This is a genomic window from Cryobacterium sp. MDB2-A-1 (genome assembly GCF_004402675.1).
GTDB lineage: Bacteria > Actinomycetota > Actinomycetes > Actinomycetales > Microbacteriaceae > Cryobacterium > Cryobacterium glucosi.
On sequence record NZ_SOFK01000041.1, the window covers coordinates 103,387 to 117,764 of the forward strand.

Consider the following 14,378-nt stretch of genomic DNA (forward strand, 5'->3'; position numbering starts at 1 on the left):
CCCGGCCCCTTCAGTGTGGCCGTTTCGGCGGACCACGTCGATCTCAAGAGCCGTAGCTCAGAATGACACCCCGCAGACCAGGGCCGCATTCGCGTACGGCGTGGCCTCGCCCGTGCGGATGAAGAGCTTGGCAGACGCGGAGAGCGCCTTGAGATCCTCGTGGCTGATGTACTCGATCCCGTCGAAACGCTCGGCCAGCCAGGCACCCGCCGGGGCGCCCTTCGCTTCCTCGGCGGCGATGCAGTGCTGGAACACCATGTCGCTTGTGAGGGCATCGAGGACCTGCTCGAACCGCGGAATGCCGTGGACGAGTGCGAGGTCGACCACCGGCACCCCCGCCGGGATCGGCATGCCGCAATCGGCCACCAGGACCAGGTCGGTGTGCCCGAGTCTGGCGAGGGCGCCGCAGAGGTCGGCATTCAGGATGCCGGTCCGCTTCACTTCTCCACCTCGGGGAGTTCGTCGTCCGCGCCGGGATACGACTGCTGGGTGCCGAGCGTGCGCACCGCGAACGCGCCGACCCTGACCGCGAGGCGCACGGCGTCGAGGAGGCTGGAGCCGGCGGCGAGCCGTCCGCTGAGCGCCCCGACGAAGGCATCGCCGGCTCCGGAGGAGTCGACCGCTGCGACCCGGGGCGAGGGAACCGTGGTCGTGCCGAGGGAATCGGAACAGATCGCACCCTGTTCTCCCCTGGTCAGCACCACGGCGGGAACGCCCCAGGCGCGGAGCCTGGCCACGAGCTCGGCGTCCCCACGGGGGATGTCCGTGCCGGGGTCGACGAGCGCGAGGACGAGTGCGGCCTCGTGCTCGTTGACGACGAGCGGGTCGGCCCGCCGGATCGTGGCGGGGTCGACGGCGATCACGGGAGCGAGGTTGAGCACGACCCGGCCGGTGGCCAGGCGGGCGGCCGCCTCGATGCCGGCGGCGGGGATCTCGCCCTGCAGCACGACGACGGCGGCCCGCGCGATGAGGTCGGCGGCGTCACCGACGACATCCGCCCCCACGGCGGCGTTCGCCCCGGGGACGACGACGATGGTGTTCTCCCCGTCGTCGGCCACGGTGACGAGAGCGAGGCCGGTCGGGCCGTCGATGGTGGACACGGCGGACAGGTCGACGCCGGCCCGCTCGAGGAGAGCCATCGTGAGCCCGGCGACGGAATCGCTCCCGGTGGCGCCGACGAGGCTGACGTGCGCGCCCAGCCGGGCCGCTGCGACGGCCTGGTTGGCGCCCTTGCCGCCCGGCAGGAATTCCATCGACCGCGCGATCAGGGTTTCCCCTGGCGCGGGATGGCGCTCGACGACCATGAGCTGGTCGACGTTGATCGAGCCGACGACGACGATCGGGCCGCCGTCAGCGGTGGGGGTGAAGGAGCTCACTTGGTGAAGTCGCCCACGTTCGTCTTCGTAACGGTGACGACCTCGACGGGGACGGTCGCGTCGACCTTTTCGTCGGCGAGGGTCTTGACGGCCAGTTCGATGGCGAGCTTGCCGAGTTCGGCGGGCTGCTGGGCGATCGTGGCGGCGAGGGTGCCCGCTGTGATCGCGGCGAGTCCGTCGGTGGTTCCGTCGAAGCCGACGACCTTGACGTCGGTCCCGGCGCGGGATCCGAGCGCCTGCACGGCTCCGAGGGCCATCTCATCGTTCTCGGCGAAGACACCGGTCACCTCGGGGTGGGCCTGGAGCAGGTTCGTCGTCACGTCGAGTGCGGTGGCGCGGTCGAAGTTGGCGGTCTGCTTGGCCACGACGGTGATGTTCGGGTAGGCCTTCATGCCCTCTTCGAAGCCGGCGCCACGGTCGCGGCTCGCGCTGGTTCCGGAGACACCCTGCAGGTCGATGACGCTGCCCTTCTCGCCCATCGCGGTCGCGAGCTCGACCGCGGCCTGCTTGCCGCCGGCGACGTTGTCGCTCGCGACGAGGGAGGCGACGGTTGCGCCGTTGACGGTGCGGTCGACCGCGATCACCGGGATGTTCGCGGTGTTGAGCGCCTTGACGGCCGAGCCGGCGGCATCCGAGTCGACGGGGTTGACGATGACGAGCTTGGCCCCGCTCGATGCGGCCGTGGCGAGCTGGTTGGCCTGGGTCGCCGAGTCGTTCTGGGCATCCACGATGTTGAGCTGCAGACCGGCGGCGGTCGCGGCGGCCTGGGCGCCGTCGCGCAGCTCGACGAAGAACGGGTTGTTCAGGGTGGAGACGGCCAGCACGATCTTGGTGCCGGACGCCGAGTCCCCGCCGCCCCGGCCGCACGCGGTCGTGCCGACGAGGATGAGGGCGGCTGCGGTGGTGACGGCGGCGATTCTGCGGAAAGAGGACGACTTCATTGTGTGTTCCTTTGGTTTGAGCGATGGAGGGAAAGGGAGAAAGTGCGGGTGTGGAGGAATAGTGCTCAGCTGTTGCGCGTCTTGCGGCGCAGCACGTCGACGCCGACGGCGAGGGCGATCACGAGGCCGATGACGACCTGCTGCCAGAACGAGGTGACGTTCAGCAGGTTGAGGCCGTTGCGGATCACGACGAGCACGAGCGCGCCGACGAAGGTGCCCGAGATCTTGCCGAGGCCGCCAGAGAGCGAAGCCCCGCCGATGACGACGGCCGCGATGGCGTCGAGCTCGTAGCCGGCAGCCGCCTGGGGCTGCGCGGAGTCGAGCCGGCCGGCGAGGAGGAGCCCGGCGAGCGCCGCGAACAGGCCGGCGAGGGCGAAGACGGTGACGAGGATGCGCTTGACCGGCAGCCCGGACAGGCGCGCCGCCTCGGCGTTGCCGCCGACCGCGTACATCGACCGCCCGATCACGGTGCGGTTGAGCACGAAGGAGGCGACGACGGCTGAGAGCAGGAGCACGACGATCGGCATCGGGACGGGTCCGAGGTTTCCGCCGAGGAAGGAAACCTCGGGCGCTGTCTTGATCGGGCGGCCGTCTGAGATGACGAGGGTGAGGCCGCGGGCGACGCTCAGCATCGCGAGGGTCGCGATGAACGAGGGCAGCTTGCCGTAGGCGTTCGCGAGGCCGTTGACCATCCCGGCGAGGAGCCCGGTGACGAGCCCGCCGATCAGGGTGAGCCAGCCGGGAAGCCCGGCGGCCACGAAGAGCCAGCTCGACACCATGGCGGCCAGGGCGGCGACCGCGCCGACCGACAGGTCGATGCCGCCCGCGACGATGACGAAGGTCATCCCGAACGCGAGCACGGCGACGGTGGAGACCTGGATGCCGATGTTGAGCAGGTTCTGCCCGGTCAGAAAGTCCGGGGTGGCGATGAAGAGGGCGAGGCACAACACGACGAGGCCGACGAGCGCTCCGTTGTTGGCGAGGAATTTCTTGTAGTCGACGCGGCGGCGCGGCGCGGCCAGGGTAGTCGTGGACATCAGTGTCATTCCTTCTCGTGGGTCGGTGCGTTGTCGGGGGTGACGGCGGCGAGGTCGCCGTCGGTCGTTGTGGTGATCGGTTCGTTGATCGGTTCGTTGATCGGTTCGTCAGATTCGATGTCGTCGACGATGGCGTCGATCTCGGTGCTGCCCGCTTCCCGGGCGGCGAGGGTCATTACGGCGTCCTGGGTGGCGTCCGCGGCGCTGAGCTCGCCGGCGATCCGGCCGTCCCGCATCACCAGGATGCGGTCGCTCATGCCGAGGACCTCGGGGAGTTCGCTCGAGACCATGACGATCGCGCCACCGGCATCCGTGATCGCGTTCATCAGTTCGTAGATCTCGACCTTGGCGCCGACGTCGACGCCGCGGGTGGGCTCGTCGAGCAGCAGCACGGTCGAGGCGGCGATGATCCAGCGGCCGAAGACGGCCTTCTGCTGGTTGCCGCCTGACAGTGCGCCGACGGGCTGGTCGATGGTGTGCATCCGGATGCGGAGCTTCTCGGCGACGGCCTGGGCCCTGCGCCGCTGGCCGGTGAAGTCCGCGAGCCCGAGGCGTGCGGTCGACGCGAGCGTCGCGTAGCCGAGGTTGTCGTTGACGGATGCCCCGAGCACGAGCCCCTGTCCCTTGCGGTCCTCGGGCACGTGGCCGATGCCCGCGGCGATCGCGGCCGGGATGTTGCCCTTCGGCAGCCGGTGCCCGCGCACCACAACGGCGCCGGAGTCGTAGTGGTCGACGCCCGCGATCGCCCGGATCAGTTCGGTGCGACCGGCGCCGACGAGTCCGGCGATCCCGAGCACCTCACCGGCGTGCACGGTGAAGCTCACGTCGCTGAACGAGCCGCTCGCGCTGAGGTTCTCGACCGCGAGGATCTCGGCCGGTTCGGCGAGCACGGAGGCGCGGCGGGGGAACTGGTCCTCGATGTTCCGGCCGACCATGAGCCGCACCAGCTCCGCTTCCGGTGTCGAGGCCGGCACCTCGGCGACGAATTCGCCGTCGCGCAGCACCGTGACCGTGTCGCCGACCTCGGCGATCTCGTCGAGGTGGTGGCTGATGAAGAGCATCGCGACGCCGCGGCGCCGGAGGTCGGCCATCACGGCGAAGAGCGCCTGGGTCTCGTGCCGGGTGAGTGCGGCTGTCGGCTCGTCGAGGATGAGGATGCGCGCGTTGATGCTGAGCGCCTTGGCGATCTCGACGAGCTGCTGCTTGGCGATGCCGAGCTCGCCGACCGGGGTGTCCACGTCGACGTCGAGACCGATCAGGGCGAGGGCGGCACGCGCCCGGTTGCGGAGGGCGCGCCGGTCGACCATGCCGTGCCTGGTCGGCATCCGCCCGAGCATCACGTTCTCGGCGACACTCATGGTCGGCACGAGGTTGAGTTCCTGGTGGATGGTGGCGATACCGAGGTCCTCCGCCGCGCGGGTCGTCGGGAGCGTCACGACGGCGCCGTCGACCACGATGTCGCCGGAATCGGGCTGGTATACCCCGGCCATCATCTTGATCAGCGTGGATTTCCCGGCGCCGTTCTCGCCGAGGAGCACCTGTACGTGGCCGGCGTAGACGCTCACGGTGACGTCCTTGATGACGGTCACCTGGCCGAAGGTCTTGCCCACGTTCTGCAGGGTGACCAGGGGTTGTGGATTCATTTCAGTGCGTCCTTACGCTGTTATGACTGGCTGTGGGTGCTGGGGGTGCCGCGGGCGGCGTGGGCGGGCGGGGCGGTGTTCCCGGTGTTCCGGCCGGTGCCGACGACGCCCGGACGATCAGTTCGCTCGGCAGCACGACCGAGGCAGGGGTGCCGCCGTCGATGACCTGCAGCAGCAGGTCCACCGCGGTGCGGCCCATGTCAGCGACGCTGTGCGAGATGACGCTCAGTGCGGGGTTGAGCAGCGCGAACCACTCGACGTCGTCGAAGGCGACCATGGCGAGGTCGACGCCGAGAAGCACCCCGCGGTCGTGCAGGCTGGCGATGGCGCCGACGGCCATCAGGCTGTCGGCAACGAGCAGGGCGGTCGGCGGCTCGCGGAGGCCCAGCAGGGCGTGCACGCCGGCCGAGCCGCTGGCCGCCTGGTAGTCGCCGAAGTAGACGAGTGAGGGGTCGGCGCTCAGCCCGTTCTCGGTGACGCACCGGGTGAAGGCGGCGAACCGGTCTCGCCCGGTCGAGCTGGCCTGCGGCCCCGAGATATAGCCGATCCGGGTGTGGCCGGCCGCAGCGAGGTGTTCAACGGCCTGGCGGATGCCGGTGGTTCCATCCGTCGTCACGCTCGGCAGGTCCATGCCCGCGATCGTGCGGTCGACGAAGACGGTGGGGATCTCACGGGCGATGAGGGAGCGGATGCTGTCGCTCCCCTCCCCGACGGGGGCGAGGATGATGCCGTCGACCCTCCGCGAGATCAGGGTGTCGAGGTACCGGTCCTGCTGGTCGGCGCGTTCGTTGGCGTTTCCGAGCAGGGTCACGTAGCCGTGCAGGTTGGCCGCCTGTTCGACGGTGTGGGCGAGGTCGGCGAAGAAGGGGTTCCGCACGTCGGAAACCAGGAGGCCCAGGGCGTTCGTCCTGGCTCCGCGCAGCGCGCGGGCCTGGGCGTTCGGCCGGAAGTCGAGTTCCGCCGCGGCCGAGGCGACGCGGGCCCTCGAGGTCGGCGAGGTGGCCGGGTTGCCGGAGAGCACCCGGGAGGCTGTGGCGACGGAGACGCCGGCGAGCGCTGCGACCTCGCGGATCGTGATCGCGTTCATCATGCTCACCTCATTGTGTGATTGGGCCCTGCGTCGTGGAAACGATTCCATGGAATCGTTTCCATACTAGGTGGCTCCCCTCCCGGCTGTCAACACCCCTGCCGCACAACCCCGTTCGCCAGCCCCGTTCCCTTCCGAACGCTGCGATACTCAGGGGAGACCGCCGGCACTCGTCCGGGGGGACGAGTCCCACGCGCACGAGCGTCGGAGGCCCAGCCACCACGTGTCGTGTCACAGGAGCGGACCCCATGTCCCGCACGCCGCTGAAGCCCGCCGATCTCACGCATCCGTCGCCCCCGCTCACCGGCTGGCACTCAGAGAACCACTGGCCGGCACCCGAGACCGTCGTGGTCGCCGACGACCGGATGACCGCGGACGCGGCATACCGCCTCGCCAAGTCGGGCACCGGGATGCTGTGGGCCGGCGATTTCCAGAACGCCCGGCAGCTGCTCGGCGCACTCGCCCGCCGCATCGACCACATCGACACCGCGCGCCGCCGCACGCATCCGCCGCGCCGCGGCCCGGCGGCCCTCTTCGAACGGACCAGGGCCGACGCCCACGAGCGCGCCCGGCTGCTCGGCCTCGTGCTCATTCCGCTCGACGCCGACTACACGATCGCCCTGCGGCGCGCGCCCGATGCCCGAGCCGCCTGCCTCGAGACCTACGGCCCGGCTGGGCGTACCGCGACGGTCACGTCACTGCGCGAGCTGCTCGGCGTCATGGGCGCCCACGAGTGGCGGGTGAGGGGCGTCGTCGTCCCGGCGCTCGGCGGCAGCATCCACGCGCACTACGGCGTCTTCTCGCCCGTTCGCGGCGAATACCTCGACCTCGTGCTCGCCGCGCCGCTCCCCGCGACGGCCTCGACCGGGAGCACGAGCGCGGCAACGGATGCCTCCCGCACCGCCTTCGACATCGGCACCGGCACCGGCGTGATCGCCGCGATCCTCGCCGGCCGTGGCGTCGATCGCGTGATCGGCACGGACACGTCCCCGCGCGCGCTGGCCTGTGCGCGCGAGAACGTTGCGAGGCTCGGCCTCACGAAGTCGGTCACGATCGAGGACACCGACCTGTTCCCGTCCGGACTCGCCCACCTGATCGTCTGCAATCCGCCGTGGATCCCCGGCGCCGCCGTCACCGCAACCGACCACGCCGTGTACGATCCCGACGGGCAGATGCTGCAGGGCTTCCTCTCCGGCCTCTCCGGGCATCTCGCACCCGGAGGCGAGGGCTGGCTCGTGCTCTCCGACATCGCCGAGCACCTCGGGCTGCGTTCCAGGGACGCCCTGCTCGACCAGTTCGACGACGCCGGTCTCGAGGTCGTCGCACGCCTCGACACGAAGCCCGTGCACCGGAAGGCCGCCGACGCCGACGACCCGCTGCACGCGGCGAGGGCCGCAGAGGTGACCTCGCTCTGGCGACTGCGCGCGGCATCCGCCCCTGAGCGCTCCTGACAAAAAACACAAGGCGGGCAGAGAATCCTCTGCCCGCCTTGTGCGGTGAAACGTGATGCGTATTACCTGATGACGACCGTTACTTAGCGGCGACCGTCAGGAGCGGGCTTCCGACCTGGACGTGGCCGGAGGCAGCCTGCTCGACGGGCCCGAACTTCCGGGCGTTCGTCACGAGCACCGGGGTGACGAGCGAGTAGCCCGCGTCCTCGATGATCGTGCGGTCGAAGACCACCAGCGGGGTGCCGGCTTCGACCCGGTCGCCGGCGGCGACCTTGACGTCGAAGCCCTTGCCGGCCAGGTTCACGGTGTCGATACCGACGTGGATGAGCAGTTCGACGCCGCTGTCGAGCAGCAGCCCGAAGGCGTGACCGGTCGGCTGGGCGACGAGGACCTTGCCGGCAGCGGGGGCGTAGACGGTGTCCTCTGTCGGGTCGATCCCGACGCCGGGGCCGACGATTCCCTTGCTGAACACGGGGTCAGGGACCTCGGCGAGCGGAACGACGATGCCGGCGACCGGCGAACCGATCGTGGCGAGCAGGGTGGCGACGGCGGTGGCCGTTCCGGTGCTGGTCGCAGTGGCAGTGGCGACGCCTGCGCCTGCAGTACCGGCGGCAACCGGTGCTGCGACGGATGCGACGTGTGCGGACTTCTTGCTCGTTTCGGCTTCGTCGGCCGCAACCTGGGCGGCAACTTCCGCCTTCTGCTCCGGCGTCTGGTAGCCGGAGAGGATCACGAGGATCATCGCGGTGAAGAAGGCTGCAGCGATGGCGATCGTGTACAGCGGGATGTTGTCGAACGCGGGGATGGTCAGCAGCGAGGTGAAGACGAATGCGCTGGTCTTGACGCCGCCGCCGAGTCCGATGATGACGCCACCGACGAGGCAACCGATGAGCATGCGCGGGTAGATGCGCTTGAACCGCAGGTGGATTCCGTAGAGGGAGGGTTCGGAAATACCGCCGAGGAGACCGGCAGCGAGAGCGCCCGTCGCGGTCTGCTTCATCAGGCGGTCCTTCTCGCGAATGGCGAGGAAGAGCACACCGGCAGTGGCGCCGAAGCACGCGAAGTTCCAGGCGCCCATCGGGCCCTGGATGAAGTCAAACCCGAGGGACTGGATGTTGAGCAGCATGATCGCGTTGAGCGGCCAGTGCAGGCCGAGCGGAACCATGAACGGGTAGGCCAGCGGGATGACGACCGCGAAGATGAACGGCGAGAAATCGTTGATCGACTTGAGGAAGTTACCGAGTCCGGCTCCGCCGTACACACCGATCGGGCCGATCAGGAAGGCGGTCAGCGGGATCATGATGAGCATGCTGATGAACGGTACGAAGATGAGCTGGACGCTGGACGGAATGATCTTCTTCAGGAGCACGGTCAGGGCGGCGAGCACGCCGGCCATCAGCAGCGGCGGGAACACCTGCGAGCTGTAGTCGAACACCGTCAGCGGCAGTCCGAAGATCTGCACGACGGATGCGTGGCCGCCGAAGACGGACTCCGCACCATCGGTCTTCCCCAGGGCGGTGAAGCCCGGGAGCATGACGACGGCCATGATGCCGAAGCCGACCCACGGGTCGGCGCCCATCCGCTTGGAGGCGTTGTATGCAACCATCAGCGGCAGGAAGACGAAGACGCCCTGCCACATCAGGTTCACGAACTGCCACGACGGATCAAGGGTGACGCCGGGCGCGTTCCAGGCCGGAATGACACCGAGGGTCGCCATCAAGGCCATGAAGGTGATGAACAGCGACGCGCCCAGCAGCGCACCGAGGATGGGACGGAACGAGTCGGACAGGACCTCGAAGAACGTGTCGAGGGCGGCGAACTTTCCGCGCGGTCCCTTTGCCTTCCCCGCAGCCTTCATATCGGCGACGGAGTCGCCCTCGCTGGATCCGCCGGAGCTGATCCGCTTCATTTCGGGGAGGGCCATAATTTCGTTGTACACGGTCTCAACCGCGCCACCGATGACGACCTGGTAGCGGTCGCCCGTCTGGGGGACGGCGCCGAGGACGGCGGGAATCGCCTCGACGGCCGACTGGTCGATACCGGATGCATCCTTGAGCTGGAAACGGAGCCGGGTGGCGCAATGGGTGAGACCCACGACGTTTCCGGCACCTCCGATACTTTGAATAATCTCTGCAGCAGGTTTCGACGCCACCTTGGACTCCTTTGGGTGTGGATTAAGAACGTGTGTCTCCGGTGGCACGACTCAGGGCGACCGTGTGGGCCGGCTGAGAAAGTCGTGTGGGTTTTCACACATCATTAGCAACGTACACGATCTTTGTGCACATCTCAGCACCGGTTTTGACCGACGCGGCGAGCGCAGGGAACATGAATCGTTTCAGGATGGACCGAGGGAGATCGCGAGCGCCCGTGGGCGGTACCGGGCTGCACTGCGCGGCTTATTCACGCGCGAAACCGGCCGAACACGGCGATTCACTGCGGCAGCCCGCATGAAAACGCCGTCTGTCCCCGGATACGCTGGGGGCTCGCGCAGAGAAGCGCGTACGGACCGCCGCGACCGCGGCACTCACGAGGACGGGAGGTTCCCATGTCGAATTACAGTGCAGAAGCATTGGTCGGTGAGCCCGAGGTTCTCGAGGACACGCCGGACCTCGGCACCGCAATCGGCACAGACGTCGCCACCACCCCGGCGTGGCTGCGACTGAAGGCCGCTGCCACGGCGATGCAGGCCATCCAGGCCAAGGACGGTTCGGTCCCCGAGCCCGCCGACCGGGCGGATGCCGCCGGCCACGTCGCCGTGATTCGCTCGGCCATCGAGGAACTCGCCCCGTATTTCGCGCACGACGCCGGCTACCTCGCGGCGCTCGGCCGCGACTTCGCCCGCTGGGCGGCCGAAGACTTCGGCGTGCCCGACTTCTTCGACTCCCTGATGGAGTTCCAGCCGCAGCTGCACCGGACCGATGGGATCCGTCACCTCGTCGTCTTCCCGATGTACACCCAGAACGGCAGCACGAACCGTCTGGTCGAGGCGGTCCTGGTCGAGGTGATCTGGCCGGAGTTCGTCGCCGAACTCGAGCAGGAGTATACGAACAAGCTGTTCGTGCCGATCCGGTTCCTCGATTTCACACCCGGTTACGACACCAATTCGGCCGTGCTCTTCCCCGAGACGGTCGCGATGCGCGAGATCCCGACCTTCACCTGGGGTGCGATCTTCGCCGACCGGGAGGCCGCGCGCTTCCGCAGGGTCGTCGGTGCGGCATCCGCCATCACCCGCCTCGAGCTGCCCACCGAGGCCGCGGCGCTTCTCGACGACCAGCACCTCACCGAGGAAACCTTCGTGATGTGGGACCTCATCCACGACCGCACCCACATGCGCGGAGACCTCCCGTTCGACCCGTTCATGATCAAGCAGCGGATGCCGTTCTTCCTCTACTCCCTCGAGGAACTGCGCTGCGACCTCACCGCCTTCCGCGAGTCGGTCACGATCGCGCGCGACGACAACGCGAGCCCGGAGGCCCGCAGGCATGCGAGCCTCGTGCAGTACGCGGTGATCTTCGACCGGATCTTCCGCTTCGCGATCAGCGGTAGCCGGGTGCGCAACTACGACGGCCTCGGCGGCCAGTTGTTGTTCGCGTGGATGCACCAGCACCACGTGCTGCACTGGACGGACACTGCGCTCAGCCTCGACTGGGACGCCGTCCCCGACGTCGTGATCGCACTCGGCGCCCGGATCGACGAACTCTACTGGGCCTCGATCGACCGGCCGAAGAAGGCGCACTGGCTCGCCGCGTACGCGATGATCGCCGAGACGCTCACGCCGAACCCGGCCTCGGCCTGGGCGCGCGGGCTCCCGCTCGACGTGCTCGCCGGACCTCCGAAGGGGTACACCGACCTCGTGCTCGACGACGAATTCCCGCTCTCGATGTTCTTCGAGGCGCTCGACAAGAAGATGAAGGCCGTCATCGAGTCGACGGCCGGCATCACCGGGCGCGACTAGGCGGGGCGGCCGACGATGACCGAAGCAGCGGATGCCGCCCGCAGGTTCGTCGCCGGCCGCACCGTGCTCGTCGCCGGTGCGACGAGTGCCGCCGGGCTGGCCGTTTCCGCGGCGCTCGCGGCTGCGGGCGCCCGCGTGATCGTCGTCGGGTCGAACCGGCAACGCCTCGACGCACTCGTCGGGAGCGTGCCCGGCTCGTTCCCCTATGCCTGCGATCTCGCCGACTTCACCGCCGTCACCGACCTCGCCGAACGCGTCCATGCAGACCACGGCATGATCGACGGGCTCATTCACCTCGTCGGCGGCTGGCGCGGCGGCGGCGGCCTCGCCGGCCAGTCGGACGAGGATTGGGCATTCCTGCACCGGAATATCGTGACCACGCTCCGCAACACGAGCCGCGCCTTCAACGCCGACCTGCTCGCGTCGCCGACCGGTCGCCTCGGCATCGTCTCGTCGGTCTCGGTGGAAGCGCCGGCCCCCGGCGGTGCGAACTACGCCGCGGCGAAGTCGGCGGCGGAAACGTGGACCCGCGCCGTCGGCCACGGCTTCGCGAAGGCGGCCCCACCGAGCGGCCAGACCGCCGCGACCGCGGTCTTCGTGGTCCGCGCCCTTGACGGCCTCGAACCCGAGCTCGCCGAACGGGTCGTCTCCCTCTGGGACGTGCCGGCGGCATCCGTCAACAACACGCGCATCCCCCTCGGCTGACCGCGCCACCCGACAGGTGTTGCCGCTGCGGACGACTGCGGCCGGTGTCACGGCCACTATTGTCCGAACCGGCGACAGGTAGCGGAGAGGCGCGCTAGCGTGGGCAAGCATACGGAGGAGGGGCATGCTCTCGATCGAGCACGTCAGTAAGCGGTTCGGCACCCGGCAGGTGCTGACCGACGTGAGCTTCGACATCGCCGACGGCCGACTGACCGGCTTCGTCGGCGCGAACGGCGCAGGCAAGACGACCACGATGCGGATCATCCTCGGCTTGCTGTCGTCCGACTCCGGCGACGTCCGGCAGGGCGGGGTTCCGCTGACCGCGGATGACCGCCGCCGCTTCGGCTACATGCCCGAGGAACGCGGGCTGTACCCCAAGATGAAGATCGGCGAGCAGCTCGTCTATCTGGCCCGCCTGCACGGGCTGCCCCCGGCATCCGCCCGGCGCAACGCCGCAGAGCTGCTCGAGCGCCTGGGCCTCGGCGAGCGCAGCGGCGACCTTGTCGAATCGCTCTCCCTCGGCAACCAGCAGCGTGCGCAGATCGCGGCGGCCCTCGTGCACGACCCCGAGTTCCTCGTCCTCGACGAACCGTTCTCCGGACTCGACCCGCTCGCGGTCGAGGTCGTGATGGGCGTGCTCGGCAGTTATGCCGCTCGCGGTGTCCCCGTGCTGTTCTCCTCGCACCAGCTCGACATCGTCGAACGCCTCTGCGACGACCTCGTCATCATCGCCGGCGGCGAGATCCGCGCGAACGGCCCCCGCGAGGAACTTCGCGAGCGGCACAGCAGCCCGCGCTTCGAGATCCGCACGGGTGACGACGCCGGCTGGGTCCGCACGGTGCCCGGCGTCGACGTCCTCGAGGTGAGCGGCGGTTTCGCTGTCTTCGAGGCCCAGACGGATGCCGCGAGCCAGGCCGTCCTCCGCCTCGCCCTCGAGCGCGGCCCGGTCCTCGCTTTCAGCCGGCAACGCCCGAGCCTGGCCTCCATCTTCAAGGAGGTCGTGCAGTGAGCACTCCATCGGGAACGGCCGACCGGTATCCGGTGCCGACGCTTCGGCAGAGCGTCTGGCTCGTGGCGACCCGGGAGATCGTGGCCCGGCTCCGCAGCAAGGCCTTCCTGATCTCCACGGGCATCCTTCTGCTCGTCTCGATCGGGTCCGTCGTGGCCGGCGGCATCGCGAGCCAGAACCAGACCCTGCCCAAGGTCGCGGTGGTCGGGTCCGCCGCCGCGCAGGTCGTGCGCCAGGCCGGCACGCTGGCCGCCGTCGAGGCCGACGATGTCGCCGCCGCCGAGGCCCTCGTGCGGGCGGGCACGGTGACCGCCGCGATCGTGCCGGCGGAATCGCAGGCCGACTATCCGCTGCCCCTGCGGGTGATCGCCCTCTCCGCGACCCCGCTCGAGGTCATCGGCGTCCTCAGCCTCCGCCCGGAGGTGACCCTTCTGGAACCATCGAAACAGGGCGAGGGCCTCGTCTACCTCGTCGCGATCGGTTTCGGGCTCGTCTTCTTCATGTCGGCGATCACCTTCGGCTCCACGATCGCGCAGAGCGTCGTCGAGGAGAAGCAGACCCGCGTCGTCGAGATCCTGATGACGACCATCCCGGTGCGGGCGCTCCTCGCCGGCAAGGTCGTCGGCAACAGCATCATGGCCTTCGGGCAGATCGTCGCGATCGGCCTGCTCGTCTCTATCGGCATGGCGGTGACCGGCCAGCACGCCCTGCTCGGCGACATCGGCCCGTCGCTCGTCTGGTTCGCGGTGTTCTTCGCGTTCGGGTTCGTGATGCTCGCCTCGCTGTTCGCGGCGACGGCGTCGATGGTGTCCCGGCAGGAGGACGTCGGCTCGGCGACCTCGCCGGTGCTCGTCCTCGTGATGATTCCCTATTTCCTGGTGATCCTGTTCAACGACAACCCCACCGTGCTCGCGATCATGTCCTATATTCCGTTCTCGGCACCCGTCGGAATGCCCATGCGGATCTTCCTCGGCACCGCCGCCTGGTGGGAGCCGCTGCTCTCGCTCGCGATCCTGCTCGCCTCGACCGCCCTCGTGATCCTGATCGGCTCCCGCATCTACGCGAATTCTCTCCTCCGGATGGGGGCACGGGTCACCTTCCGCGAGGCGCTCCTGGGCTGAGCGGATGCGCGGGCGCCGGTCCGCGAGCACATCTCACAGTGGCGGCGGAGCCG

At 69.1% G+C, this 14,378-nt stretch carries 12 protein-coding genes; 5 read left to right on the top strand and 7 right to left on the bottom strand.

Annotation, left to right across the window (positions count from 1 at the left end; all coding sequences use genetic code 11):
- Window positions 1-57 precede the first annotated feature (57 nt).
- The 6 genes from rbsD to E3O39_RS15840 all read right to left on the bottom strand — a co-directional run bounded on the left by rbsD (window position 58) and on the right by E3O39_RS15840 (window position 6,087).
- On the bottom strand, window positions 58-441 hold the full coding sequence (gene rbsD / locus E3O39_RS15815) for a D-ribose pyranase (RefSeq protein WP_134446179.1): 384 nt from the start codon (window positions 439-441) through the stop codon (window positions 58-60).
- The gene (locus E3O39_RS15820) at window positions 438-1,376 is read right to left on the bottom strand and encodes a ribokinase (RefSeq protein WP_134446178.1); all 939 of its coding nucleotides are present in this window, start codon (window positions 1,374-1,376) and stop codon (window positions 438-440) included. Before E3O39_RS15820 ends, rbsD begins: the two co-directional genes overlap by 4 nt.
- Window positions 1,373-2,317 (bottom strand): substrate-binding domain-containing protein, encoded by a 945-nt coding sequence (locus E3O39_RS15825; protein ID WP_134446177.1) that lies wholly within the window; start codon window positions 2,315-2,317, stop codon window positions 1,373-1,375. Before E3O39_RS15825 ends, E3O39_RS15820 begins: the two co-directional genes overlap by 4 nt.
- Window positions 2,318-2,382: 65 nt before the next feature.
- Window positions 2,383-3,354 (bottom strand): ABC transporter permease, encoded by a 972-nt coding sequence (locus tag E3O39_RS15830; protein WP_347233229.1) that lies wholly within the window; start codon window positions 3,352-3,354, stop codon window positions 2,383-2,385.
- A gap of 5 nt (window positions 3,355-3,359) precedes the next feature.
- Window positions 3,360-4,997: a sugar ABC transporter ATP-binding protein gene (locus E3O39_RS15835; protein ID WP_134446175.1), complete on the bottom strand. Its 1,638-nt coding sequence runs from the start codon at window positions 4,995-4,997 to the stop codon at window positions 3,360-3,362.
- Between the two features lies 1 nt (window position 4,998).
- The gene (locus tag E3O39_RS15840) at window positions 4,999-6,087 is read right to left on the bottom strand and encodes a LacI family DNA-binding transcriptional regulator (RefSeq protein WP_134446174.1); all 1,089 of its coding nucleotides are present in this window, start codon (window positions 6,085-6,087) and stop codon (window positions 4,999-5,001) included.
- A 245-nt stretch (window positions 6,088-6,332) separates the two neighbouring features.
- Here E3O39_RS15840 and E3O39_RS15845 point away from each other — a divergent pair, with 245 nt between their 5' ends.
- Window positions 6,333-7,535 (top strand): class I SAM-dependent methyltransferase, encoded by a 1,203-nt coding sequence (locus tag E3O39_RS15845; RefSeq protein WP_134446173.1) that lies wholly within the window; start codon window positions 6,333-6,335, stop codon window positions 7,533-7,535.
- Window positions 7,536-7,614: 79 nt separating this feature from the next.
- On the opposite strand, the gene E3O39_RS15850 is transcribed toward E3O39_RS15845, so the two are convergent.
- On the bottom strand, window positions 7,615-9,735 hold the full coding sequence (locus E3O39_RS15850; RefSeq protein ID WP_370294940.1) for a glucose PTS transporter subunit IIA: 2,121 nt from the start codon (window positions 9,733-9,735) through the stop codon (window positions 7,615-7,617).
- A gap of 345 nt (window positions 9,736-10,080) precedes the next feature.
- On the opposite strand from E3O39_RS15850, the gene E3O39_RS15855 reads away from it, so the two are divergent.
- From E3O39_RS15855 to E3O39_RS15870, 4 genes are all read left to right on the top strand, one after another.
- On the top strand, window positions 10,081-11,490 hold the full coding sequence (locus E3O39_RS15855) for a DUF6421 family protein (protein WP_134446171.1): 1,410 nt from the start codon (window positions 10,081-10,083) through the stop codon (window positions 11,488-11,490).
- 15 nt (window positions 11,491-11,505) lie between these two features.
- The gene (locus tag E3O39_RS15860; RefSeq protein ID WP_134446170.1) at window positions 11,506-12,195 is read left to right on the top strand and encodes an SDR family NAD(P)-dependent oxidoreductase; all 690 of its coding nucleotides are present in this window, start codon (window positions 11,506-11,508) and stop codon (window positions 12,193-12,195) included.
- Between the two features lie 124 nt (window positions 12,196-12,319).
- Window positions 12,320-13,204 (top strand): ABC transporter ATP-binding protein, encoded by an 885-nt coding sequence (locus E3O39_RS15865; protein ID WP_134446169.1) that lies wholly within the window; start codon window positions 12,320-12,322, stop codon window positions 13,202-13,204.
- A complete protein-coding gene (locus E3O39_RS15870) occupies window positions 13,201-14,325 on the top strand; it encodes an ABC transporter permease (protein WP_241985109.1) in 1,125 nt (374 codons plus the stop codon). The genes E3O39_RS15865 and E3O39_RS15870 overlap by 4 nt, the downstream gene beginning before the upstream one ends.
- The last annotated feature ends 53 nt before the right edge of the window (window positions 14,326-14,378 follow it).

Excerpts from the sequence above, each read along its gene's own strand:
- E3O39_RS15860 (WP_134446170.1), top strand. The coding sequence starts at position 11,506 with ATGACCGAAGCAGCGGATGCCGCCCGCAGGTTCGTCGCCGGCCGCACC.
- E3O39_RS15835 (WP_134446175.1), bottom strand. The coding sequence starts at position 4,997 with ATGAATCCACAACCCCTGGTCACCCTGCAGAACGTGGGCAAGACCTTC.
- E3O39_RS15845 (WP_134446173.1), top strand. The coding sequence starts at position 6,333 with ATGTCCCGCACGCCGCTGAAGCCCGCCGATCTCACGCATCCGTCGCCC.
- E3O39_RS15830 (WP_347233229.1), bottom strand. The coding sequence starts at position 3,354 with ATGTCCACGACTACCCTGGCCGCGCCGCGCCGCCGCGTCGACTACAAG.
- E3O39_RS15865 (WP_134446169.1), top strand. The coding sequence starts at position 12,320 with ATGCTCTCGATCGAGCACGTCAGTAAGCGGTTCGGCACCCGGCAGGTG.
- E3O39_RS15825 (WP_134446177.1), bottom strand. The coding sequence starts at position 2,317 with ATGAAGTCGTCCTCTTTCCGCAGAATCGCCGCCGTCACCACCGCAGCC.
- E3O39_RS15855 (WP_134446171.1), top strand. The coding sequence starts at position 10,081 with ATGTCGAATTACAGTGCAGAAGCATTGGTCGGTGAGCCCGAGGTTCTC.
- E3O39_RS15840 (WP_134446174.1), bottom strand. The coding sequence starts at position 6,087 with ATGATGAACGCGATCACGATCCGCGAGGTCGCAGCGCTCGCCGGCGTC.